The sequence below is a fragment of the Rugamonas rivuli genome (assembly GCF_009380165.1).
GTDB lineage: Bacteria > Pseudomonadota > Gammaproteobacteria > Burkholderiales > Burkholderiaceae_D > Rugamonas > Rugamonas rivuli.
This window is the reverse complement of sequence record NZ_WHUF01000011.1, coordinates 131244-153649: the sequence shown is the minus strand read 5'-3', so window position 1 is coordinate 153649 and position 22406 is coordinate 131244. Positions and strand designations below refer to the sequence as shown.

The 22406-nt window shown below is 64.9% G+C and carries 18 protein-coding genes; 14 read left to right on the top strand and 4 right to left on the bottom strand.

Annotated features, from left to right (window positions below):
* The first annotated feature begins 60 nt into the window (after positions 1-60).
* The 6 genes from GEV01_RS28945 to GEV01_RS28920 all read left to right on the top strand — a co-directional run bounded on the left by GEV01_RS28945 (position 61) and on the right by GEV01_RS28920 (position 9769).
* On the top strand, positions 61-951 hold the full coding sequence (locus GEV01_RS28945; protein WP_152809635.1) for an ABC transporter ATP-binding protein: 891 nt from the start codon (positions 61-63) through the stop codon (positions 949-951).
* Between the two features lie 10 nt (positions 952-961).
* Positions 962-4546: a M1 family aminopeptidase gene (locus GEV01_RS28940; protein WP_152809633.1), complete on the top strand. Its 3585-nt coding sequence runs from the start codon at positions 962-964 to the stop codon at positions 4544-4546.
* Between the two features lie 117 nt (positions 4547-4663).
* Complete coding sequence (locus GEV01_RS28935) at positions 4664-5335, top strand: ABC transporter ATP-binding protein (RefSeq protein ID WP_152809631.1); 672 nt, start codon at positions 4664-4666, stop codon at positions 5333-5335.
* Positions 5332-7320 (top strand): HlyD family secretion protein, encoded by a 1989-nt coding sequence (locus GEV01_RS28930; protein WP_152809629.1) that lies wholly within the window; start codon positions 5332-5334, stop codon positions 7318-7320. Before GEV01_RS28935 ends, GEV01_RS28930 begins: the two co-directional genes overlap by 4 nt.
* Positions 7317-8525: an efflux RND transporter periplasmic adaptor subunit gene (locus tag GEV01_RS28925; RefSeq protein WP_152809627.1), complete on the top strand. Its 1209-nt coding sequence runs from the start codon at positions 7317-7319 to the stop codon at positions 8523-8525. Before GEV01_RS28930 ends, GEV01_RS28925 begins: the two co-directional genes overlap by 4 nt.
* A complete protein-coding gene (locus tag GEV01_RS28920; protein WP_152809626.1) occupies positions 8522-9769 on the top strand; it encodes an ABC transporter permease in 1248 nt (415 codons plus the stop codon). Before GEV01_RS28925 ends, GEV01_RS28920 begins: the two co-directional genes overlap by 4 nt.
* Before the next feature lie 7 nt (positions 9770-9776).
* On the opposite strand, the gene hemB is transcribed toward GEV01_RS28920, so the two are convergent.
* A complete protein-coding gene (hemB, locus tag GEV01_RS28915; RefSeq protein WP_152809624.1) occupies positions 9777-10793 on the bottom strand; it encodes a porphobilinogen synthase in 1017 nt (338 codons plus the stop codon).
* Between the two features lie 26 nt (positions 10794-10819).
* Complete coding sequence (gene yihA, locus GEV01_RS28910; RefSeq protein ID WP_008444374.1) at positions 10820-11548, bottom strand: ribosome biogenesis GTP-binding protein YihA/YsxC; 729 nt, start codon at positions 11546-11548, stop codon at positions 10820-10822.
* A gap of 137 nt (positions 11549-11685) precedes the next feature.
* Here yihA and GEV01_RS28905 point away from each other — a divergent pair, with 137 nt between their 5' ends.
* The 6 genes from GEV01_RS28905 (at position 11686) to GEV01_RS28880 (ending at position 18478) form a co-directional block, all read left to right on the top strand.
* Positions 11686-12366 (top strand): c-type cytochrome, encoded by a 681-nt coding sequence (locus GEV01_RS28905; protein ID WP_070361197.1) that lies wholly within the window; start codon positions 11686-11688, stop codon positions 12364-12366.
* 123 nt (positions 12367-12489) lie between these two features.
* A complete protein-coding gene (locus GEV01_RS28900; RefSeq protein WP_152809622.1) occupies positions 12490-14583 on the top strand; it encodes a cytochrome c biogenesis protein ResB in 2094 nt (697 codons plus the stop codon).
* Positions 14584-14608: 25 nt separating this feature from the next.
* Positions 14609-15763 (top strand): c-type cytochrome biogenesis protein CcsB, encoded by a 1155-nt coding sequence (gene ccsB, locus GEV01_RS28895; RefSeq protein ID WP_152809660.1) that lies wholly within the window; start codon positions 14609-14611, stop codon positions 15761-15763.
* A gap of 92 nt (positions 15764-15855) precedes the next feature.
* The gene (msrP, locus tag GEV01_RS28890; protein ID WP_152809619.1) at positions 15856-16833 is read left to right on the top strand and encodes a protein-methionine-sulfoxide reductase catalytic subunit MsrP; all 978 of its coding nucleotides are present in this window, start codon (positions 15856-15858) and stop codon (positions 16831-16833) included.
* A 4-nt stretch (positions 16834-16837) separates the two neighbouring features.
* Positions 16838-17467: a protein-methionine-sulfoxide reductase heme-binding subunit MsrQ gene (locus GEV01_RS28885; protein WP_152809617.1), complete on the top strand. Its 630-nt coding sequence runs from the start codon at positions 16838-16840 to the stop codon at positions 17465-17467.
* Between the two features lie 54 nt (positions 17468-17521).
* Positions 17522-18478: an Rpn family recombination-promoting nuclease/putative transposase gene (locus GEV01_RS28880; RefSeq protein WP_152809615.1), complete on the top strand. Its 957-nt coding sequence runs from the start codon at positions 17522-17524 to the stop codon at positions 18476-18478.
* A gap of 51 nt (positions 18479-18529) precedes the next feature.
* On the opposite strand, the gene lysA is transcribed toward GEV01_RS28880, so the two are convergent.
* Complete coding sequence (gene lysA / locus GEV01_RS28875) at positions 18530-19807, bottom strand: diaminopimelate decarboxylase (RefSeq protein ID WP_152809613.1); 1278 nt, start codon at positions 19805-19807, stop codon at positions 18530-18532.
* A gap of 4 nt (positions 19808-19811) precedes the next feature.
* Positions 19812-20012, bottom strand: coding sequence for an LPS translocon maturation chaperone LptM (lptM, locus tag GEV01_RS28870; protein ID WP_141758747.1), 201 nt, complete (start codon positions 20010-20012; stop codon positions 19812-19814).
* Positions 20013-20051: 39 nt separating this feature from the next.
* Here lptM and cyaY point away from each other — a divergent pair, with 39 nt between their 5' ends.
* Together cyaY and GEV01_RS28860 are read left to right on the top strand one after the other, a co-directional pair.
* Positions 20052-20381, top strand: a complete 330-nt coding sequence (cyaY, locus tag GEV01_RS28865; protein ID WP_152809611.1) for an iron donor protein CyaY — start codon at positions 20052-20054, stop codon at positions 20379-20381.
* Between the two features lie 64 nt (positions 20382-20445).
* Positions 20446-22404 carry an acyltransferase family protein gene (locus GEV01_RS28860; protein WP_152809609.1) on the top strand — a complete coding sequence of 653 codons (1959 nt, stop codon included), beginning with the start codon at positions 20446-20448 and terminating at the stop codon, positions 22402-22404.
* Positions 22405-22406 lie beyond the last annotated feature (2 nt).

Sequence of the window (22406 nt, the reverse complement as noted above, 5' to 3'; positions counted from 1 at the left end):
TTACTTTAAAGTAATTTTGTTGCGGATTCCGTCCGTCCCCCTATCAGGAGAATGTGTTCCATGCTATCGATCAAACAGCTGAGCAAGACTTACGCCAACGGCGTCAAAGCCATCAACGACGTCACCCTCGACATCCCCAACGGCATGTTCGGCCTGCTGGGCCCCAACGGTGCCGGCAAGTCCTCGCTGATGCGCACCATCGCCACGCTGCAAGATCCCGATAGCGGCAGCATCCATTTCGACGGTCTCGACGTGCTGGCCCAGCCCGAGGCGCTGCGCCGCCAGCTCGGCTACCTGCCGCAGGATTTCGGCGTCTATCCCAAGGTGACGGCCGAGGTGCTGCTGAACCACTTCGCCGTGCTCAAGGGCCTGACCGGGCGCGGCGAGCGCAAGGAAGCGGTCGAAGCGCTGCTGCACCAGACCAATCTGTGGGAGGCGCGCAAGCGCGGCCTGGGCACCTACTCGGGCGGCATGCGCCAGCGCTTCGGCATCGCCCAGGCGCTGCTCGGTTCGCCACGGCTGGTGATCGTCGATGAGCCGACCGCCGGCCTCGACCCTGACGAGCGCAACCGTTTCCTCAACCTGCTGGCCAAGATCGGCGAGCAGGTGGTGGTGATACTGTCGACCCACATCGTGGCCGACGTCACCGACCTGTGCCCGCGCATGGCGCTGATCGTCAAGGGCGAGGTGCAGCTGCAGGGCGAACCGCAAGCCACCATCGACACGCTGCGCAGCAAGGTCTGGCGCCGCAGCGTCAGCCCGGAAGCGCTGACCGAATACCAGCAGCGCATGAAGGTGCTGCACACCCGCCTGGTCGGCGGCAAGCCGCAGATCAATGTCTACGCCGACAGCCAGCCCGAGGAGGGCTTCATCCAGGTCGAGCCGGACCTGGAAGACGTGTATTTCCTGCATGTGCGTAACGCCGCCGCCTCCGCGGCCGCCGTGGTCTGAGGGGCCCGCCATGTTGATGGAATTCTTTAAATTCGATTTGCGCTACCAGCTGCGCCAGCCGCTGCTGTGGGTGACGGGGCTGATCCTCGGCCTGCTGGCCTTCGGCGCGTCCACCAGCGACGCCATCCAGGTCGGCGGGGCGATCGGCAATGTGCACCGCAACGCGCCGGTGGTCGTGGCTCAGCTGCTGGGCTCGTTCACCGTGGTGTCGACCTTCATCGTCACCATCTTCATCGCCGGCACCGTGCTGCGCGACAGCGAGGTCGGCATTTCCGACATGCTGTTCGCCACGCCGATGCGCAAGTACCAGTACCTGGCCGGGCGCTTCATCGCCGGCCTGGTGGCTTGCCTGAGCATCTTCGTGCTGATCGCCGTCGGCATCCTGCTGGGGCCGGTGATGCCCTGGGTCGACGCCGCGCGCGTCGGTCCGCTGTCGCTGTCGGCCTACCTGTGGGGCTTCTGCTTCTTCGTCATTCCCAACCTGGTCTTCATCGGCGCCTTGCTGATGCTGCTGGCTTCCACCACCCGCTCGATGATGCTGGTGTATGTGGGCGTGCTGGGCTTCTTCGTGCTGTGGATCGTCGCCGGCGTCTTCACCCGCGACATCAACAGCGAATGGACCGCCGTGCTGCTCGACCCGTTCGGCGTGCGCGCCTTCAGCCGCGCGGTGCGCTACTTCTCGGCCGCCGAATCGAACGCCGGCCTGCCGCCGTTCAGCGGCTTCCTGCTGGCCAACCGCGCGTTGTGGCTGGCGGTGGCGCTGGTGTTCTTCGGCGCCACCTTGGTGCTGTTCAAACCGCAGCGCGCCGGCACCGGCCGCCGCCTGTTCGGCAAGGCCAAGGCAACGGTCGCCGCGCCCGCGCCTGCGCCGTCGAGCCTGGCGCTGCCGCGCAGCGTGGCGCGCTTCAGCGCCGCGACCGGCTGGCTGCAGTGCTGGCACATCCTGCGCTTCGACGCCATGGGCGTGTTCAAGAGCGTGCCCTTCCTGGTGATGCTGCTGTTCGGCGTGCTGAACTTTGTCGGCGCCGTCACCCAGGCCGGCTCTATCTTCGGCACCACCGTCTATCCCGTGACCTACCTGATGCTGCGCACCCTCAGCGGCAGCTTCAACTTCATGCTGATCATCGTGCTGACCTTCTACGCGGGCGAGCTGATCTTCAAGGAACGCCAGGTCAAGATCGCCGACGTCAGCGACGCCATGCCGGTGCCGGACTGGGCGCCGCTGGCGGCCAAGTGCCTGGCGCTGGTCGGCGTGATCGCCGGCTTCCTGCTGGCCGGCGTGCTGGCGGGCGCGGGCTACCAGCTGTTCAAGGGCGGCGCACCGGTCGAGGTCGGCCTGTACGTCCAGGGCGTGCTGCTGGAATCGATGTTCTTCGTGCTGATGGGCCTGTTGGCGCTGACGCTGCAGGTCTTCACCAACAACAAGTTCATCGGCTACCTGCTGGTGATCGTGCTGATGGTGTCGCAGATCGTGCTGAGCATCATGCACTTCGACCACAACCTGTACAACTTCGCCTCGCTGCCGGGCCTGCGCTATTCGGACATGAACGGCTACGGCCACTTCCTGACCGGCTGGTCGTGGTTCGCGCTGTACTGGAGTCTGTTCACGGCGGCCTTGCTGGTGCTGGCGCAGGCGTTCTGGGTGCGCGGTCTGGCGCGTCCATGGCGCGAGCGCCTGCGCGTGGCTGCCGCCCGCCTGAAGGGCCCGTCCGGCGTGGCGCTGGCCATGCTGCTGGCCGGCTTCGTCGGCAGCGGCGCCTGGATCTTCTACAACACCAACGTGCTGAACAAGTACGTGGCGTCCGACGTGACCATGGACCAGCTGGCCCGCTACGAAAAGCTGTACCGCCAGTACAAGGGCTTGCCGCAACCGCGCGTCACCGACGTGCGCGCCGACGTCGACATCTATCCGGCCGAGCGCCGCGTGGCGATACGCGGCCACTACCTGCTGGAAAACAAAACCGGCCTGCCGCTGGACGTGTTGCGCATCCAGCGCAATCCCGAGGTCGACACCCGCTTCGACAACCTGCCGCCGCACTCGGTGGTCTTGGACGACAAGGAAGCCGGCTTCAGCATCATCAAGCTGACGCAGCCGCTGGCGCCCGCCGCCAAGCTGAACCTGGCCTTCAACGTGGACATCCACAACCAGGGCTTCACCAACAGCGGCGCGGCCGACAACGTCAACCTGAACGGCACCTTCTTCAATAACTTCACCTACTTCCCGCACTTCGGCTACAACGACCAGGTCGAGCTGACCGACCGCAACGAACGCCGCAAGCGCGGCCTGGGCGAGCCGGTGCGCATGGCCAAGCTGGAGGACGAGAAGGCGCGCGCCAACGCCATCTTCAGCAACGAGGCGGACTGGATCAACTTCGAGACCACGGTCTCGACCAGCGCCGACCAGATCGCCGTCGCCCCCGGCTACCTGCAGAAGAGCTGGGAGCAGAACGGCCGCCGCTACTTCCACTACAAGATGGACCGGCCGATGGTGCCGTTCTTCGCCTACCTGTCGGCGCGCTGGCAGGTGCGCAAGGGCGAGTGGCACGGCTTGCCGATCGAGATCTACTACGACAGCAAGCACGCCTACAACGTCGACCGCATGATCACCTCGGCGCAGAAATCGCTCGACTATTTCGAAGCCAACTACACGCCCTACCAGCACAAGCAGGTGCGGGTGCTGGAGTTCCCGAACTACCAGGGCTTTGCGCAATCGTTCGCCAACACCATCCCGTATTCGGAATCGATAGGCTTCATCGCCGACCTGCGCGACAAGGATGACATCGACTTCGTCTACTACGTCACCGCGCACGAGATGGCGCACCAGTGGTGGGGCCACCAGGTGGTGGGCGCCAACGTCCAGGGTTCGACCATGCTGATCGAAGCGCTGGCGCAGTACTCGGCGCTGATGGTGATGGAGAAGGAATACGGCCGCGACAAGCTGCGCCGCTTCCTGCGCTTCGAGCTGGACCACTATCTGCGCGACCGTGGCGGCGAGCTGGTCGAAGAGCAGCCGCTGATGCGCGTGGAAAACCAGCAGTACATCCACTACCGCAAGGGCAGCCTGGTGTTCTACCGCCTGCGCGACGAGATCGGCGAGGCGGCGCTCAACCGCGCGTTGAAGCGCTTCCTGCAGGACAAGGGTTATCAGCAGGCGCCGTACACCACCAGCCGCGAACTGCTGGCCTACATCCGCGCCGAGGCGCCGCAGGACAAGCAGGCGCTGATCACCGATCTGTTCGAGAAGATCGTCTTCTACGACAACCGCGTGACCGAGGCCAAGGCCCGCAAGCGCGCCGACGGCCAGTGGGACGTGACGATGACGCTGCACCTGGCCAAGCTGGAGGCGGACGGCAAGGGCAAGGAAACGCCGCGCGCGTATGACGAACCGGTGGAGATCGCCGTGTTCGCCCGCGCCAAGGGCGCCAAGGAACGCGACGAGCGCGTGCTGTTCAGCGAGAAGCGCGTGTTGCAGGGCAGCGATCCGGTGGTCACGGTGACGGTCAAGGAGCAGCCGTTCGATGTCGGCGTCGATCCCTACAACAAGATGATCGACCGCGTCTCGCGCGACAACCGCAAGGAAGTCAGCATCGAGTAAGCAGCAGCGCGCCCCGTCATTGCTTCCAGTGACGGGGCGCGGTTTTGCGAAAAATCGTTACACAAAAAGTCAAGTTAATGAATTGACAAAGCCCTCATCGGCGGAGATACTTCCGCGATGATACAACTGAGCGATATCCGCAAGACCTACCGCCAGGGCGGCAACGACATCCGTGCCCTCGACGGCATCGACCTGCATATCGCGCCCGGCGAGTTCGTCGCCATCATGGGGCCGTCCGGCTCCGGCAAATCCACCTTGTTGAACGTGCTCGGCGCGCTGGACCGGCCCGACAGCGGCCGCTACCGTCTGGCCGAGGACGAGATCAGCGCCCTCGACGACGACGCCGCCTCCGAAGTGCGCAACCGCCGCATCGGCTTCGTGTTCCAATCCTTCCACCTGCTGCCGCGCTTGACCGTGCTGGAAAACGTGCTGCTGCCGCAGCGCTACGCCCGCACCGCCGATCCGGCCGCCGCCGGCCGCGCCGTCGCGCTGCTCGAACGCATCGGTCTCGGCGAGCGCACCGGCCACTTGCCGGGCCAGTTGTCCGGCGGCCAGCTGCAGCGCGCCGCCATCGCCCGCGCGCTGCTGAACCAGCCCGCGCTGCTGCTGGCCGACGAGCCCACCGGCAACCTCGACTCCAAAAGCGCCGCCGACGTGATGGCGCTGCTGAAGGAACTGCACGCGGGCGGCCAGACGCTGGTGCTGGTCACGCACGATCCCGACATCGCCGCCGCCGCCCAGCGCACCATCCACCTGCGCGACGGCCGCATCGACCAGGGCCATGCATGAAACCACGCCTGAAACGCTCCACCATCGCCGTGCTGTGCGCCGTGCCGCTGCTGGCCGCCGGCATTGCCGCCGCTGTCTCGTCCGCAAGCGCATCGCATACCGCGCCGTCCGCGACCCCGTCCGCGCCGCACGCCGCCGGCGAGCAGGCGCCCGCCAGGCGCCCGGTGCTGTTGACCGGCGAGGTCGAGGCGCTGGACACGCAAACCATCGTGGTGCCGCCATCGAACTCGTCGCCACTGGTGCTGCGCAACTTCGTCGCCGAGGGCACGCAGGTCAAGGCGGGCGACCTGGTGCTGCGCATCGAAACCGGCGGCGCCGCCAATATCGACCGCCTGAAGACCGACCTTGAGCGCACCGCCGCGCGCGTCGAGCGCGACACCGCCAACCTCGAGGCGGGCGCCATCGATACCGAGAAAGCGCTGATCACCGCCGAGGCCGCGCTGGCCAAGGCCAAGGTCGACGCCGCTTTGCCCAAGCTGCAAATCACGGCGCTGAACTACGACCGCAACCAGGCCGAGCTGGACCGCGCCACGCGCGACCTGGCGATCAAGCTCGAAGCGCGCGACAACTACCGGCAATCGGTGTCGCGCCGCCGCGAGGACGGCGAGCTGGAAGTGAAGAAATTGCAGATCAACCTGGCCTTCCAGATCGCCCAGCTCAAGCAGGCCGAAGTGCGCGCCGCGCGCGACGGCGTGGTGGTGCACGGCTACAGCCCGTGGAAGGGCGAGCGCTTCGAGGAAGGTTCGTCGGCCTGGCCCGGCAACGCCGCCGGCGTGGTGCAGGGCGACGGCCAGATGGCGGTCACGGCCTGGGTGCTGGAAGCCGACCGGCCCTACCTGGCCGAAGGCGATGCACTCGGTCTGCGCTTCGACGCGCTGCCGGGCGCCGCGTTGACCGGCAAGATCCTCAGCATCACCAGCGCGCCGGAAGCGCGCGCCAGCTGGGGCAACGGCCGCTACTTCCGCGTCCGCATCGGCCTGCCGGAGGGACACGGCCTGCCGCTGGTGGCGGGCATGAGCGTGTTCGCCGAACCGCACGCCGGCGCGGGCACGGCGCGCAAGCCGGCCGCCGCCGCCGAGGCGCCGGCCATCGAAGGTGAGATCGCCTCGCGCCAGGCGCTGCCGGTGTCGCCGCCGAGCATTCCGTATGTGTGGCAATACAAGCTGGCCAGCATCGCCCCCGAGGGCGCGATGGTCGAGGCCGGCCAGACCATCGCCCAGTTCGAATCGGGCGAAGTCACCACCCAATTGATGCAGCAGCAAGGCCAGCTCAGGGAAAAACAGCGGGCGCTGGACAAGATGCTGCTCGACCAGGCCGAGGCCGACCGCGCCGGCGAACTGGCCGTGGCCGAGGCGCAAAGCAATGCCGAGAAGGCAGAGCGCAAAGCCACGCAGCCCAAGGAATTGATACGCCGCGTCGACTACGACAAGCTGGTCATTGAGCGCACCGAAAAGACCGCGCTGGCCAAGCTGGCCGTCACGCAGCGCGCCGTGCAGATCCGCGCCCGCCGCGCCGAACGCACCGGCCTGCAGGCGGAAGTGGCCGACATCCGGCAGCAGCTGGCCGCGCTGGCCAAGGGCCAGGCGGCGATGACCGTGGTGGCGCCGCGCAAGGGCTTGCTGATGTACCGCACCACCTTCTCGGGCGAGAAAGTCGCGGTCGGCAGCCAGGTGTGGATGGGGCTGTCGGTCGCCACGCTGGCCGACCCAGGCCAGCTGTACATCAACGCCACCGTGCCGGAGGCGCAGGCCTCGCTGGTCCATGTGGGGCAGCGCGCCCGCGTGACGGTGCCGGGCGCCAACCAGGCGCTGAACGCGCATGTGGTCGCGCTGGGCCGCGCCTTCCACGGCAAGTCCACCGCGCAATCGACCATCGTGCGCAATCTCGAATTGCAGTTTGACGACAACCCGCAAGGCCTCAAGCCGGGCGCCGCCGTGCAGGCCGTGCTGGTGGCCGATGCCGCCGGCAAGGAGCGCAAGCAATGAACAAGCATCTATTGAGCGTGGCCGTGCTGCTGGCGCTGGCCGGCTGCGGCGACAGCGCCAGCACCGCGCCCGGCGCCATCGAAACCCTGGCCGCGCGGCCGTGGTCCGAAACGCTGGCGGTGGACGGCGAAATCAAGGCCGCCGCCAGCACCACGCTGCCCGTGCCCGGCAGCGGCTGGAGCAGCCGCGTGCTGGTGAGCATGGTGGCCGACGGCAGCGCCGTCCGCAAGGGCGACGTGGTGGCGCGCTTCGACGCGCCGCAGGCGCGCATGGAGCTGTCGCAGGCCGAGCTGGAACTGCTGCGCAAGACCATCGCCGAAGCCGGCAACACCGGCAACGCCGCCGTCGAGCGCAGCACGCTGGCCGGCGAGCGCGCCAAGGTCGAGGACGATCTCGGCCTGAGCCAGCGCTACGCCAAGGTCGACTTGACCATCTTCGCCCGCAACACCATCCTCGACGCGCTGGCCGACGTCGGCTTCCTCAGCACCAAGCGCACTTACCTGGACTGGAAGGGCGGCCAGGCGCAGGCGCGCACGGCGGCGCAGGACGCGGTGCTACACTCGCAGCGCGACAGCGTGGAGCAGGGCGCCAAGCGCAACCGCGACAGCCTGGCCGGACTGGAACTGGTGGCGCCGCACGACGGCGTATTCCTGCTGGTGCCGCGCTGGGACGGCGCCAAGCCGGAGGTCGGCGCCAGCCAGTCAGCCGGACAGGAATTCGGCATGCTGCCCGACCTGCATCAACTGGTGGCGCACTTCAGCGTGGCCGAGGGCCAGGCCTACGGACTCAAGCCCGGCCTGCCGGTACAGGTACGCCTGGCCGGTACCGGCACCGCGCTGACGCTGACCGTCACCCGCGTCGGCAACAGCGCCAGCACCACCTCGCAGGAGTCGCCGGTCAAGTACAGCGACTTCGACGCCGCCATCCCGAACGACACCGCGCTCACGCTGGGGCTGAAGCCGGGCCAGGCGCTGCGCGGCAGCGTGCAGCTGGTGGCGCGGCCGGCCGCGCTGACCGTGCCCAACCTGGCGCTGGTGCAGGAGGGCGCGGGCTACGCCGTCTACACGGACGAGCAGGGCAAGCCGGTGCGGCACAAGATCGAACTGGGGCAGCGCGGCCCGGTGCGTAGCGAACTCAAAAGCGGATTGACGGCCGGCGCGCGCATCGTGCTGCTGCCGCCATCGACAACGGCGGTAAAGTCATGAACTTCGGCATGAATCTGGCATTGATACGGGAAGCCGTTACTGAACTCCAGCGGCGCAAGCTGCGCACCGGCCTGACCTTGCTGGGCATGATCTTCGGCGTCGCCGCCATCGTCGCCATGCTGGCGGTGGGCGAGGGCAGCAAGCGCGAGGCGCTGCGCCTGGTGGCCGAGCTGGGCCTGGACAATGTGCTCATCGAAAGCAAGGCCATCGACCCCGAGCAGCTGAAGGAAATCCGCACCCGTTCGCTGGGCCTGTCGGCGGCCGACGCCGACGCGGCCTTGCTGGTGGTGCCGGGCGCGCAGTCGGTGGCGTTGAAGAAGGAAATCAAGGTCGAGCAGCTGGTGCTGGGCGACAAGGTGGTGAGCGGGCGCGCCTATGCCGTGTCGCCATCGTACGCGTCGCACAGCGGCTTGCAGGTGGCCTCCGGACGCTGGCTGGCCGTGCAGGACGGCGCCACGCTGGCGCCGGTGTGCGTGGTCGGCGCGCGGCTGGCGCGCACCTTGTTCGGCGATGGGCCGGCGGTCGGCCAGCGGGTCAAGCTCAACCATGTGTGGCTGGAAGTGGTGGGCGTGCTGGCGGACCGCGCGCAAAGCAAATCGGATTTCGAAGGCGTCAAGCTGGGGCTGGACGACGAGCGCCTGTTCGTGGCGTGGGAGACGGGCCGTGCGCGCTTTGCCTTCAAGCGCATCGAAGATGAGGTGGACGGCATCAGCGTGCGCCTGGGCGCGGACGTGGCGCCGGATAGCGCGGCGCGCGTGCTGCAGGCGCTGATCGCGCAACGCCACGGCGGCGCCGACGACACCAACCTGATCGTGCCGATGGGCCTGTATCGCCAGAACCAGCAGACGCAGCGCATCTTCACCATCGTCATGAGTTCGATCGCGGCGGTGTCGCTGCTGGTGGGCGGCATCGGCATCATGAACATCATGCTGGCCAATGTGCTGGAGCGGCGGCGCGAAGTGGGCTTGAAGCGGGCGCTGGGCGCGCGCAGGCGCGACGTGGTCGAGCAGTTTTTGGCGGAGGCGCTGGTGATCGCCGTCAGCGGCGCGTTGCTGGGTGTGGTGCTGGGTGCGGTGGCGGCCTACAGCATCGCCGCGCTGGCCGGCTGGTCGGTGGCGTGGTCGCCGTTGAGTTTGATTGTGGCGGTGCTGTTGTGCGTCGGCGTGGGGCTGGCGTTCGGAGTGTTCCCCGCGCGCCAGGCCGCCGCGCTCGATCCCATCGCCGCATTGCGCAGCGACGGTTAAGCCAGGATTACTTTTGCGCCTTCAGCAGGCGCGCGATGTCGAGGGCGAAGTAGGTCAGCACGCCGTCGGCGCCTGCGCGCTTGAAGGCCAGCATGGCTTCCATCATCACCTTGTCGTGATCGAGCCAGCCGTTCTGCGCGGCCGCCTTGATCATCGCGTACTCGCCGCTGACCTGGTAGGCAAAGGTCGGCACCTTGAACTCATCCTTGACGCGGCGCACGATGTCCAGATAGGGCATACCCGGCTTGACCATCACCATGTCCGCGCCTTCGGCCAGGTCCAGGCCCACTTCGCGCAAGGCTTCATCGCTGTTGGCCGGGTCCATCTGGTAAGTGTTCTTGTCGCTCTTGCCCAGGTTCTTGGCCGAACCCACGGCATCGCGGAACGGGCCGTAGAACGCCGACGCATACTTGGCCGAGTACGCCATGATGCGGGTATGGATGAAACCCTTCTCTTCCAGCGCCGCGCGCACCGCGCCGATGCGGCCATCCATCATGTCCGACGGCGCCACCACGTCGACGCCGGCCTCGGCCTGGCACAAGGCCTGGCGCACCAGCATGTCGGTGGTGACGTCGTTGATCACATAGCCGTTTTCATCGATCAACCCATCCTGGCCGTGGCTGGTGTAAGGATCCAGCGCGACGTCGGTCAGGATGCCCAGTTGCGGGAAGGCCTGCTTCAGCGCCCGCACCGCGCGCGGCACCAGGCCGTCCGGATTGGTCGCTTCGACGCCGTCCGGCGTCTTCTTGGCGGCGTCGATCACCGGGAACAGCGCCAGCACCGGAATGCCCAGTTCCACGCATTCCTCCGCCACTTTCAGCAGCAGATCCACCGACACCCGCTCCACGCCCGGCATCGATTGCACCGGCTCGCGCTGGTGCGTGCCTTCCAGGATAAACACCGGGTAGATCAAGTCCGAGGCCGTGACGTTGTTTTCACGCATCAAGGCGCGCGAAAACGGATCACGCCGCATGCGGCGCATGCGGATGGCGGGGAACTGGGCGGAAACGTGTGGATAGGGCATCGCTAAAACTTTCCTAAGGCTGAGGGTTATTGCTCGTCGGGCTCGACGTCGTCTTCCATTTCGATCAGATCGACCTGGGCCGCCGCTTCGTCGTCGGTGACGCCGGCCAGTTCCAGGATCTTGTCGTTGGCTTCGTCGATGCCGATGCGCTTGAGCGCGGAGAACAGTTGCACGGTGAAAGGGAAACCTTCGCCATCTTCGTCGACATAGCTGTCCAGCTTGGCTTTCGCCTGGCGCAGCACATTGACCGATTCATTGCGGTTCAATTTGTCAACCTTGGTCAGAATGCAATGGATGGGCTTGCCGGTCGGGGCGAACCATTCCAGCATCTGCACGTCGAGTTCGGTGAATGGGCGGCGCGAATCCATGATCAAGATCAAGGCCGCCAATTGCTCGCGGCGCTGGACGTAGTCGCCCAGCAGGCGTTGCCAGTGCAATTTGGCCGAGCCGGACACTTCGGCGTAGCCGTAGCCCGGCAAGTCGACCAGCAGGCACTCGATCTCATCGACGATGGTCGGATCCTTGCGGTGCTGCGCGACGTGCGCGCCGCCGATCGAGAAGTAGTTGATGTGCTGGGTACGGCCAGGGGTCTTGGACGCGAACGCCAGGCCTTTCTGGTTGCACAGGATGTTGATGGCGGTCGATTTGCCGGCGTTGGAGCGACCTGCAAAGGCGATTTCCGGCACTTGCGTGTCGGGGAGGTCGCGCAATTGGTTGACGGTCGTAAAGAAGCGGGCTTGCCAGAGTTTGGACATGGGATGGGGGAAAATGCAACAAAAGGGAGCAAATATGCTGGAAAGCTATTGTACAATGAGTGGTTACGAAGTGTTGCCATAGCCTCTAGCGTCTAGCCTGCGGCATACGTTCGACAAACTTTTTTGAGGGTGCTTGAATGAATCGTGCGTTTTCACCGTTTGTAAAATCCCTGTTGGTCGCCGTGCTGGCAGTTGCGGGTACCGCATCCGCCAACGAAGAAAAAAAACCGGCCCACGCCGAAGCCGCCGCACCCAAGGTCGATGCGGCCAAGGGCGGCACGCTGTTTGAAACGGGTGACAACGCGCGCGGCCTGCCGGCCTGCGTTTCCTGCCACGGCGCCGGCGGCAATTCGACCATCGCGGTCAATCCCAAGCTGGCCGGCCAGCACGAGGGCTATCTTTACAAGCAACTGGTGAACTTTACGGCGGCCGATCGGAATCAAGCAGTCATGACGACCTACGCCAAGATGCTGACCGACGAAGAAAAGCACAACATCTCGGCCTGGCTGGCCGCCCAGGCGCAAAAGCCGGGCGCAGCCAAGAACAAGGACACCGTAGAACTGGGCAAGAAGATTTATCGCGGCGGCATCGCCGAGAAAAACGTGCCCGCCTGCGCCAGCTGCCACGGCGCGGCCGGCGCCGGCATCCCGGTGCAGTATCCACGCATCGGCGGCCAGCACCAGGACTACACGGTAGCCCAGCTGGGCCTGTTCAAAGCGGGCGGCCGCAAGAACAGCGCGCAGATGAGCACCATCGCCATGCGCATGTCGGATGAAGAAATGAAAGCCGTGGCCGATTACGTCGCCGGCTTGAAATAAAACACGACACCGCGCCCCTGGGTTGCGGTGCAACTGATAGTGCATAGAGGGCGGCAGCGTAAGCGGGCTGCCCTTTTTGTTGATATGCTGCCCGCAGCGTACATTTTTTGAGACAGTCCCAGCATGAGCAGCAGCCCCAGCACCACCGGCATCGAACTCAAGACCCGCCGCCCCATCGTCGGCGAAATCGTCGAACTGATATCCTCCATGCGCTTCGCCATCGCGCTGCTGGCGATGATCGCGATAGCCGCCATCGTCGGCACCGTGATGAAGCAGGGCGAGGCGACCAACAACTACATCAACCAGTTCGGGCCGTTCTGGTTCGAAGTGTTCGGCAAGCTGGGCCTGTACGCCGTGTACTCGGCCTGGTGGTTCCTGCTGCTGATGACCGCGCTGGTGACGTCGACCTCGCTCTGCATCGTCCGCAACGCGCCCAAGATGCTCAAGGACATGCGCAGCTGGCGCGAGAACGTGCGCGAGAATTCGCTGCTCAACTTCCACCACAAGATGCAATGGCGTTCGCCGCTGGCGCGCGCCGCGCTGGCGCAGCAGACCGCCGCCCGCCTGGCCGACGCCGGCTACAAGATCAAGCTGGTCGAGAAGGACAACGGCACGCTGGTGGCCGCCAAGCAGGGCGCGGCCAACAAGTTCGGCTACATCTTCGCGCACTCGGCCATCGTGGTCATCTGCATCGGCGGCCTGCTCGATTCGGACGTGCCGATCCGCCTGCAGGAATGGTTCCTCGGCAAGGTGCCGTTCAGCGGCAGCGGCTTGATCTCGGAGGTGCCGGCGCAGAGCCGCCTCGGCCTGGGCAACCCCACCTTCCGCGGCAACACCATGATCCCGGAAGGCCAGTCCAGCGAAAGCGCCATCATCACCCGTCCGGACGGCGTGCTGATTCAGGACCTGCCGTTCACCATCAACCTGAAGAAATTCACCATCGATTTCTACAGCACCGGCATGCCCAAGCTGTTCGCCAGCGAGGTCGAAGTGCGCGACCACGCCAGCGGCGAGGTGGTCAAGGCCGTCATCGAAGTCAACAAGCCCTTGCTGTACAAGGGCCTGGCGATCTACCAGTCCAGCTTTGACGATGGCGGCAGCAAGCTCAAGCTCACCGGCTACCCGATGCGCGGCGGCGCCACCACCACCTTCGACATCGCCGGCGAAGTGGGCGGCAGCACGCCGATGACCGACGCCTACACCGTCGAATGGTCGGGCTTCCGTCCCTTCAACGTCGAGAACCTGGCGGCCACGCAAGACCCGCGCGCCGTGGCCAAGGGCAAGACGCTGGAAGAGCAGTTCGCCAACTCGCTGGACAAGCACACCGGCTCGGCCGGCCGCAACGCCAACAACAAGGATTTGAAGAACGTCGGTCCCAGCGTGACCTACAAGCTGCGCGACAAGACCGGCCAGGCGCGCGAATACCAGAACTATATGCAGCCGGTGACGGTCGACGGCGCCACGGTGTTCCTGGCCGGCATGCGCGTCAATCCATCCGACCAGTTCAGCTTCCTGCGCATCCCGGCCGACGACGCCCACAGCGTGAACGAATGGATGCGCCTGCGCGCCGCCCTCGGCGACCCCGGCCTGCGCGCCGCCGCCGCCAAGCGCTACGCCGAGCGCGCCACGCCGCAATCGAATAATTCCGACGCGCTGCGCGTGCAGCTGCAAGCTTCGGCCGACAAGAGCCTGACCATCTTCGCCGGCAACGACAAGGCGGCCGGCTTCGTCGCCATCTCGCAGTTCCTGGAAAAAATCCCGGCCGCCGAGCAGGAGAAGGCCGCCGACGTTTTCATGAAGATCCTCAACGGCAGCCTGTGGGACTTGTGGCAGGCCGCGCGCGAGAAGGATGGCCTGGCCCCGGTCAGCGCCGACGAGCAGCACGCCCGCTTCCTGCAACTGGCCACCAACGCGCTGTCGGACGCCTTCTTCTACGGCGCCCCGGTCTACCTGCAACTGGACGATTTCACCCAGGTGCAGGCCTCGGTGTTCCAGGTCACGCGCTCGCCGGGCAAGAACGTGGTCTACCTGGGCTGTGTGTTCCTGGTACTGGGTGTATTCTCGATGTTCTACATCCGCGAGCGCCGCCTGTGGGTCTGGATCAAGGATGACGCCAACGGCGCCGAGGCACTGATGGCCATGAGCACCCAGCGCAAAACGCTGGACTTCGAACGCGAGTTTGAAACTTTGAAAGAAAAGCTGCCGCAATCGGCGTAAGCTATAGCGGCCACGGAGATAAATGATGGAACTGACGCAATCGACCCAAACCTATACCCAGGCGCCCGGCTACTTCAAGCGCCTGAACGCGTTCGACTGGCTGTTCGCGCTGGCCCTGGTGGCCGGCTCGCTGTTCGGCCTGAACCGCTACGGCCACTACATGGATGTCTACGAGAAGGGCATCCTGCTGGCGGCCGCGCCGGCGTTTGCCGCGCTGGGCTGGCACTGGAAGCCGGCGCGTTGGCTGATGCCGCTGGTGGCCCTGCTGTCGCTGGGCGCGATCGCCATGTATGCCGGCGAGCTCGATAACGGCACCAAGAAATTCTGGCTGCGCATGATGCTGTCCAGCCAATCTGCGATCCTGTGGATGAGCGTGATGTTCTGCCTGTCGACGCTGTTCTATGTGATCGGCCTGGCGACCCGTTCCGCTTCCGCCTCCAGCATCGGCTCCAAGCTGTGCTGGGCCGCCGTGGTGCTGGGCCTGACCGGCATGATGGTGCGCTGGTACGAGTCCTACCTGATCGGCGCCGACGTCGGCCACATCCCGGTGTCGAATCTGTATGAAGTGTTTATATTGTTTTCGCTGATCACCGCGATGTTCTACCTGTACTTCGAACAGCGCTACGCCACGCGCCAGCTGGGCGCCTTCGTCACGCTGGTGATCACCGCCGCGATCGGCTTCCTGTTCTGGTACACCACCTCGCGCGACGCCGCCGACATCCAGCCGCTGCTGCCGGCGCTGCAAAGCTGGTGGATGAAGATCCACGTTCCCGCCAACTTCATCGGCTATGGCAACTTTGCGCTGGCGGCCATGGTGGCGGCGGCCTATCTGCTGAAAACCTCGGGCTATCTGGTTGACCGCCTGCCGTCGGAAGAAGTACTGGACGACGTCATGTACAAGGCCATCTCGGCCGGCTTCGCCTTCTTCACCATCGCCACCATCCTCGGCGCGCTGTGGGCGGCGGAGGCGTGGGGCGGCTACTGGTCGTGGGATCCGAAGGAGACCTGGGCGCTGATCGTCTGGCTGAACTACGCGGCTTGGCTGCACATGCGCCTGATGACGGGCTTGCGTGGCCGTCCGGCGGCCTGGTGGGCGCTGGTGGGCTTGCTGGTGACGACCTTCGCCTTCCTGGGCGTGAATATGTTCCTGTCCGGCCTGCATTCCTACGGCAAGTTGTAAACGCGATGTTATAAACGGCTGACGAAGATTGGTGTAAGGTTCAGGCTACTGGGGCGACCAAGTCTCAACCTTGCACTTTCTTTGGAGTCAGCATGCTGATCAAGCGTAGCCCCAACGGCATCGAGTTGCCGTTTTCATCAGAAATCACCTCGCGCGACGTCTACGAGTCGCGCCGCAAGTTCATCAAGCAGATCGCCGCCGGCGCCATCGGCAGCGCCGCGCTGCTGGAGATGGCCAACCGTGAAGCCTTCGCGCAGGGCAGCAACCCCAAGCTGGCTGCCAAGCTCAACCCGTCCTACTCGGCGCTCGACAAGCAGACGCCCTACAAGGACGCCACCAGCTACAACAACTACTACGAATTCGGCACCGACAAGAGCGAACCGGCCATGAACGCCGGCACGCTGAAGACGCATCCGTGGACGGTGTCCATCGAGGGCGAGGTGAAGAAGCCGATGGTGCTGGACATCGACGCGCTGCTGAAGCTGGCGCCGCTGGAAGAGCGCGTCTACCGCCTGCGCTGCGTCGAGGGCTGGTCGATGGTCATTCCTTGGATCGGTTACTCGTTCTCCGAGATCATCAAAAAGGTCGAGCCGACCGGCAATGCCAAGTATGTGGAGTTCGTCACCTTGGCGGACAAGAAACAGATGCCGGGCGTGGGCAGCCGCGTGCTGCAATGGCCGTACACCGAAGGCTTGCGCATCGACGAAGCCAACCATCCGCTGGCCTTGCTCACGCTGGGCATGTATGGCGAAACGCTGGCCAACCAGAACGGCGCCCCGGTGCGCATGGTGCTGCCGTGGAAGTACGGCTTCAAATCGGCCAAGTCCATCGTCAAGATCCGCTTCGTCAAGGAGCAGCCGCGCACGTCGTGGAATCTGTCGGCGCCCAATGAGTACGGTTTCTATTCGAATGTGAATCCGGAAGTGGATCATCCGCGCTGGTCGCAGGCGTCCGAGCGCCGCATCGGCGAGGACGGCTTCCTGGCTCGCAAGCGCAAGACGCTGATGTTCAACGGCTATGCAGATGTTGCGCCGCTGTATGCGGGCATGGACCTGAAGAAGTTCTTCTGATCGTATGGCGTTCAATCCTTCAACGCGGCAGGCCGGGCTGATCAAGGCCGCGATTTTTGTGCTGGCGCTGGTACCCTTGGCGCGCATGGTGTATCTGACCTTGACCGGGCAACTGGTCGAGCCGCTGGAATTCATCACGCGCGGCACCGGCGACTGGACCTTGTACTTCCTGTGCTTCACGCTGGCGGTGACGCCGCTGCGCAGGCTCAGCAAATGGAACTGGCTGATCAAGCTGCGCCGCATGCTGGGGCTGTACATGTTCTTCTACGGCTTGCTGCACTTCATGACCTTCCTGTGGTTCGATCATTTCTTCGATGTGCAGGAGATGTGGAAGGATGTGCTGAAGCGGCCGTTCATCACGGTGGGCTTCATTGCGTTTGTGCTGCTGATACCGTTGGCTGTGACCAGCACCAACGCCATGGTCAAGCGGCTGGGCGGCAAGCGCTGGCAGTGGCTGCATCGGGTGATCTACGTGATCGCGCCGCTGGCCATCCTGCACTTCTGGTGGATGAAGGCGGGCAAGCACAACTTCACGCAGCCGATCATCTTCGGCGTGATCCTGGGCGCACTGTTGCTGATGCGCGTGTACTGGGCGCGCAGCAAGGCGGTGGCGGCAGCGGCGGCGGTGCGCTAGCATCGCTTTGAGCGCGCCCAACAGCGGCGCGCATCGCCTCGCTACACTGAGCCGATGGCCAGCGAGGACGACACCGCATACAAGCAACTGTTCGCGTATCCCGAAATGGTGCGCGACCTGCTGCTGGGCTTTGTGCCGGGAGAGTGGGTGCGCCAGCTGGATCTGACCAGCTTGGAGCGCGTCAACGGCAGCTACGTCAGCGATGGCGGCGTCCAGCGCCACAGCGACATGGTCTGGCGCGTGCGCCTGGCTGGCGAATGGATCTATATCTACCTGCTGCTTGAATTCCAATCCCGCTCCGACCATTGGATGGCTTTGCGCATGCAGGTCTATATCGTGCTGCTGTACCAGGACTTGATCAAGCGCAACGAGATTCCTGAGGCGGGCCGCTTGCCCCCGGTATTCCCGCTGGTTCTCTATAATGGAAAACGCCGATGGAAAGCCAGTCTGAGCCTTACCAGCCTGATCACTGCTGTACCGCCGGAAATCCAGCATTTGCAGCCGGCACAGAGCTATTTGCTTATTGACCAGCAACGCATTTCGAAGTGGGCGTTGGAGAAGTTTGATAATTTTGTCGCTAGGGCGTTTCGCATCGAGCGCTTGGCCACCGAACAGGACATTGCTGGCGAGCTTGAAAAATGGCGTGGTCAACCCGGGATTGCGCACTGTGTCGGCGCACAGCAAGCGAAGCAAGCGCTGACGCGGTGGACTGCGGTTCGTTTGCAACGACTGGCACGCGAGCGTATGATTAATTTAGGTATCGTTCGGGAGGCTAAAGCGATGACCGTTCCATTTTTCGATAGTCTTGATGATGCGCTTCGCTACGAAGCAGAACTTTACGGTGACAGGCAGCGCTTAAAGAAGTTGCTCGCTAAGCGTTTTGGTTCACTCTCCACTAAGTTGAGCCGGCGTGTCGACGCTGCCGAGATGGACGATCTGGACGTCTGGTTTGACAGGATATTTGCTGCACGCAGCATCCAGGATATTTTCGCCGAAGACCAGCCTGCATGAAAAAAGCCGCCGGCGGTGAGGCGGGCGGCTTTTGCTTTCAGACTGAACGGCTTACTTGATCAGCGATTCCAGCGCATACAGATCGGCCGGATTCTCGCGCTGGCGCACCATGTGGCACACCTCGCCATCAACGATGATCTCCGCCGCGCGGCCGCGCGTGTTGTAGTTGGACGCCATCGTCATGCCATACGCGCCGGCACTGTGCATCACCAACAGATCGCCAGCTTCCACCGCCAGTTCGCGGTCGCGCGCCAGCCAGTCGCCGGATTCGCAGATCGGACCCACCACGTCATACGTCAACGCGCCAGCCTTGCCCTGCACCACAGGCTGCATGTCCATCCACGCCTGGTACAGCGCCGGACGCGCCATGTCATTCATCGCCGCATCGACCACGCAGAAATTCTTCTCTTCGCCGTGCTTGATGAACTCCACCTTGGTCAGCAGCACGCCGGTATCGCCGACGATAGAACGGCCTGGTTCGAAGATCACCTTGATAGCCTTGCCTTCGTAGCGCGCCGCGCGCCAGGCGTCGATTTTGGCGAACAGACGACCCAGGTAGTCGCCCACCGGCACCGGCGCCGCTTCGCCCGCTTCGCCGTAGTTGATGCCGATGCCGCCGCCGATGTCCAGATGGTGCAGCACGATGCCTTCCTCGCCCAGCTTGTCGATCAGCTCGATCAGGCGGTCCAGCGCCTCCAGCAGCGGCGCGTCGTCCAGCAGCTGCGAGCCGATGTGGCAGTCGATGCCGGCCACTTCCAGGTGCGGCAGCTTGGCGGCGGCGCGGTAGGTGTCCAGCGCATCGTCGAAGGCAACGCCGAACTTGTTGGCCTTCAGGCCGGTCGCGATATACGGATGGGTCTTGGCGTCGACGTTGGGGTTGACGCGCAGCGAGACGCGCGCAGTCTTGCCCATAGCCCCGGCCACTTCGTTCAGGCGGTGCAGCTCGGGGATCGATTCGACGTTGAAGCACAGGATGTCATGCGACAGCGCCAGGCGCATTTCATCGACGCTCTTGCCGACGCCGGAGAAGATCACCTTGCGCGGATCGCCGCCCGCCGCCAGCACGCGCAGCAGCTCGCCGCCGGAGACGATGTCGAAGCCGGCGCCCTGGCGGGCCAGCAGGTCGAGGATGGCCAGGTTGGAGTTGGCCTTCATCGCGTAGCAGACCAGCGCGTCGCGGCCGGCGCAGGCGTCGGCGTAGGAAGCGTAGTTGGCCAGCAGCTGCGCCTTCGAGTACACATAGGTCGGGGTGCCGAACTGCTCGGCGATGGCGGCAAGCGACGCGCCCTCGGCGTGCAGCACGCCGTCTTGATAACTGAATTGGGACATAAACTTATTGTTGGGAAGCTGGAGGAGTGGACGGAATAGGGGCGCTGGCCGGAGCCGCGCCCGGACGTGGCGCGTCGCTGCTCGTGACAGGCTTGGCCGGTGGCGCCTTGGGCAGGTACAGCGGGCCGGGTTGGCCGCAACCGCTCAACAAGGTGGTCAGGCACAAGGTTGTTGTGCCGATAAATAAACGGAAAGTGGACTTCACGATAAAATCATGGATTAAGTATAGATATTGGAGTGTAGCATGGGCGAATCAGAATTCCTGGCGCAGGCCGAGGCCACCCTCACCGCCATCGAGGGCGCGCTGGACCGTTTGAACGATGAGGACATGCTCGACGTCGAGTGCAGCCGCAGCGGCAATGTGCTGGAAATCGAATTTATCGACAATGGTTCCAAGATCATCGTCAACAGCCAGGCGGCGATGCAGGAACTGTGGGTGGCGTCCCGCTCGGGCGGCTACCACTACAAGCAGAAGGACGGCAAGTGGCTCAACACCCGCGACGGTTCCGAGCTGTTCCATTCTCTGTCCGAGATGGTCAGCGCCCAGGGCGGCAGCCAGGTGGTATTGGGCTGAGTTCGGCAGGTCGGTGATTGCGGTGGAGTAAAATTGGCATCCTGTCTATTTTACTGTCCCGCCAGTGAATCGCGACCTGAGACCTGAGCATCTGGAGTGCCGCCCGGATATCGATGGCTTGCGTGCCGTCGCCGTGCTGTGCATCGTTGTCTTCCACGCCTTTCCCGAGGTGCTCAAGGGCGGCTTCATCGGCGTTGATATTTTCTTCGTCATCTCCGGTTTCCTCATCAGCAGCATCATCGGCCGCCAGCTGGAGCGCGGCCATTTCAGCTTTGCCGATTTCTACGGCCGCCGCGTGCGGCGCATCTTCCCCGCGCTGCTGCTGGTGCTGGCTGCCTGCTGCGCGGCCGGCTGGTGGATCATGCTGCCCGGCGAGTACCAGCAGCTGGGCAAGCATATGGCCGGCGGCGCCGGCTTCGTCGCCAACTACGTGCTGTGGGGCGAGAGCGGCTATTTCGACAGCGCCGCCCACGGCAAGCCGCTGTTGCACCTGTGGTCGCTTGGCGTGGAGGAGCAGTTCTACATCGTCTGGCCGGCGCTGCTGTGGCTGGCGTGGCGGCGCGGCATCAGCCCGCTGACGGTGTCCATGGCGCTGGCGCTGGCGTCCTTCGGGCTGAACCTGGCCGCCGTGCAGGACGACCCCGTGCGCGCCTTCTATGCGCCGCAGACGCGCTTCTGGCAGATACTGGCCGGTTCGGTGCTGGCCTCGCTGCCGGAGTGCGGGGAGGGCGCCCGGCGCGGCTTGCAAGCGTGGCTGGCGCCGCTGGGCGCGGGCCTGATCCTGGCCGGGCTGGCGTTCATTACCGAGGCGCGCGCCATTCCCGGCTGGTGGGCGCTGCTGCCCACGCTGGGCGCAACGCTGATCATCGCGGCCGGCGGCCGGGCCTGGCTTAACCGGACGCTGCTGTCCAACCGCGTGCTGGGATGGATAGGACGCATCAGCTTCCCGCTGTACCTGTGGCACTGGCCGCTGCTGGTGTTTGCCGGCCTGGCCGTACGCAGCACGCCGTCGGCGGCCTTGCGCATCGGCGCGGTGGCGGCCGCTATTGTGCTGGCCTCGCTCACCTACCTGCTGCTGGAGCAGCCGATCCGCAGCGGCGGCCGGCGGCGCCTCAAGAGCATGGCGCTGCTGTTGCTGATGGTGGCGGTGGGCGGCATCGGCTACGACATTTTCCGGCGCGAGGGGCTGGCCTTCCGCATGCGGGATCGCCAGGCCTATACCGAGTATTTTGAAAACGATCCGGTCCACTGGCGCTTCTTTCTGCGCGTCGGCATACCCGATAAATACCACCTGGAATGCGAGTTCTTCGATATCGCCAAATACCGCGCCGGCCGCGCCGACATGGTGCCGCGCCGGGCCATCGCCGAGAGCTGCTACCGGCGCGATCCTTCCCGGCCGCATGCCGTGCTGCTGTGGGGCGATTCGCATGTCGAGCAGCTGTCCTTCGGCATCCGCAACAACCTGCCGGCCGGCTGGCAGGTGTTGCAGGTGGCCAGTTCCGGCTGTCCACCCCGGCCGGATGCGAGTGATGAATCCATCGTCAACCATTGCGAGCGCAGCAACTGGTTCGCCCTGCAGACCATCGCCGAGGCCCATCCGGACGTGGTGGTGGTCGCGCAGAATCTCGGCCATACGCTTGCCGGCATGCGGCAGATCGCCGACCGCTTGCGGGGCCTGGGCGTGCCAAGGGTGGTGTTCACCGGCCCCGTCCCGCACTGGACCGAGGAGCTGCCCAAGCTGATGGCGACCGAGCTGTGGCTGACCAAACCGCGCCGCACCTTCCACGGCGTGGACCGCGAGCTGATGGCGCACAACGCGGCGCTGCAAGCCGGCTTCCCGAAGGGCGGCAATGCGGTGTTCGTCAATGTGATGGATTTCTTCTGCAACCAGGACGGTTGCCTGACGTATCTGGGCGAGGATCCCAGGAGCGGCGTCACGACTTTCGATGCCAGTCATCTGATGCCGCAAGCGTCGGACTTGCTCGCCCGGGACTTGCTGTCCCGGGCGATTACCGGCGATTGAGG

Bases quoted from the DNA above. Each gene is read 5' to 3' on its own strand.
- GEV01_RS28880 (WP_152809615.1), top strand. From the start codon at position 17,522: ATGGCCAGCGAGGACGACACCGCATACAAGCAACTGTTCGCGTATCCC.
- ccsB (WP_152809660.1), top strand. From the start codon at position 14,609: ATGGAACTGACGCAATCGACCCAAACCTATACCCAGGCGCCCGGCTAC.
- GEV01_RS28925 (WP_152809627.1), top strand. From the start codon at position 7,317: ATGAACAAGCATCTATTGAGCGTGGCCGTGCTGCTGGCGCTGGCCGGC.
- msrP (WP_152809619.1), top strand. From the start codon at position 15,856: ATGCTGATCAAGCGTAGCCCCAACGGCATCGAGTTGCCGTTTTCATCA.
- lysA (WP_152809613.1), bottom strand. From the start codon at position 19,807: ATGTCCCAATTCAGTTATCAAGACGGCGTGCTGCACGCCGAGGGCGCG.
- GEV01_RS28885 (WP_152809617.1), top strand. From the start codon at position 16,838: ATGGCGTTCAATCCTTCAACGCGGCAGGCCGGGCTGATCAAGGCCGCG.
- GEV01_RS28920 (WP_152809626.1), top strand. From the start codon at position 8,522: ATGAACTTCGGCATGAATCTGGCATTGATACGGGAAGCCGTTACTGAA.
- cyaY (WP_152809611.1), top strand. From the start codon at position 20,052: ATGGGCGAATCAGAATTCCTGGCGCAGGCCGAGGCCACCCTCACCGCC.
- yihA (WP_008444374.1), bottom strand. From the start codon at position 11,548: ATGTCCAAACTCTGGCAAGCCCGCTTCTTTACGACCGTCAACCAATTG.
- GEV01_RS28945 (WP_152809635.1), top strand. From the start codon at position 61: ATGCTATCGATCAAACAGCTGAGCAAGACTTACGCCAACGGCGTCAAA.
- GEV01_RS28930 (WP_152809629.1), top strand. From the start codon at position 5,332: ATGAAACCACGCCTGAAACGCTCCACCATCGCCGTGCTGTGCGCCGTG.
- hemB (WP_152809624.1), bottom strand. From the start codon at position 10,793: ATGCCCTATCCACACGTTTCCGCCCAGTTCCCCGCCATCCGCATGCGC.
- GEV01_RS28905 (WP_070361197.1), top strand. From the start codon at position 11,686: ATGAATCGTGCGTTTTCACCGTTTGTAAAATCCCTGTTGGTCGCCGTG.
- GEV01_RS28935 (WP_152809631.1), top strand. From the start codon at position 4,664: ATGATACAACTGAGCGATATCCGCAAGACCTACCGCCAGGGCGGCAAC.
- GEV01_RS28900 (WP_152809622.1), top strand. From the start codon at position 12,490: ATGAGCAGCAGCCCCAGCACCACCGGCATCGAACTCAAGACCCGCCGC.
- GEV01_RS28940 (WP_152809633.1), top strand. From the start codon at position 962: ATGTTGATGGAATTCTTTAAATTCGATTTGCGCTACCAGCTGCGCCAG.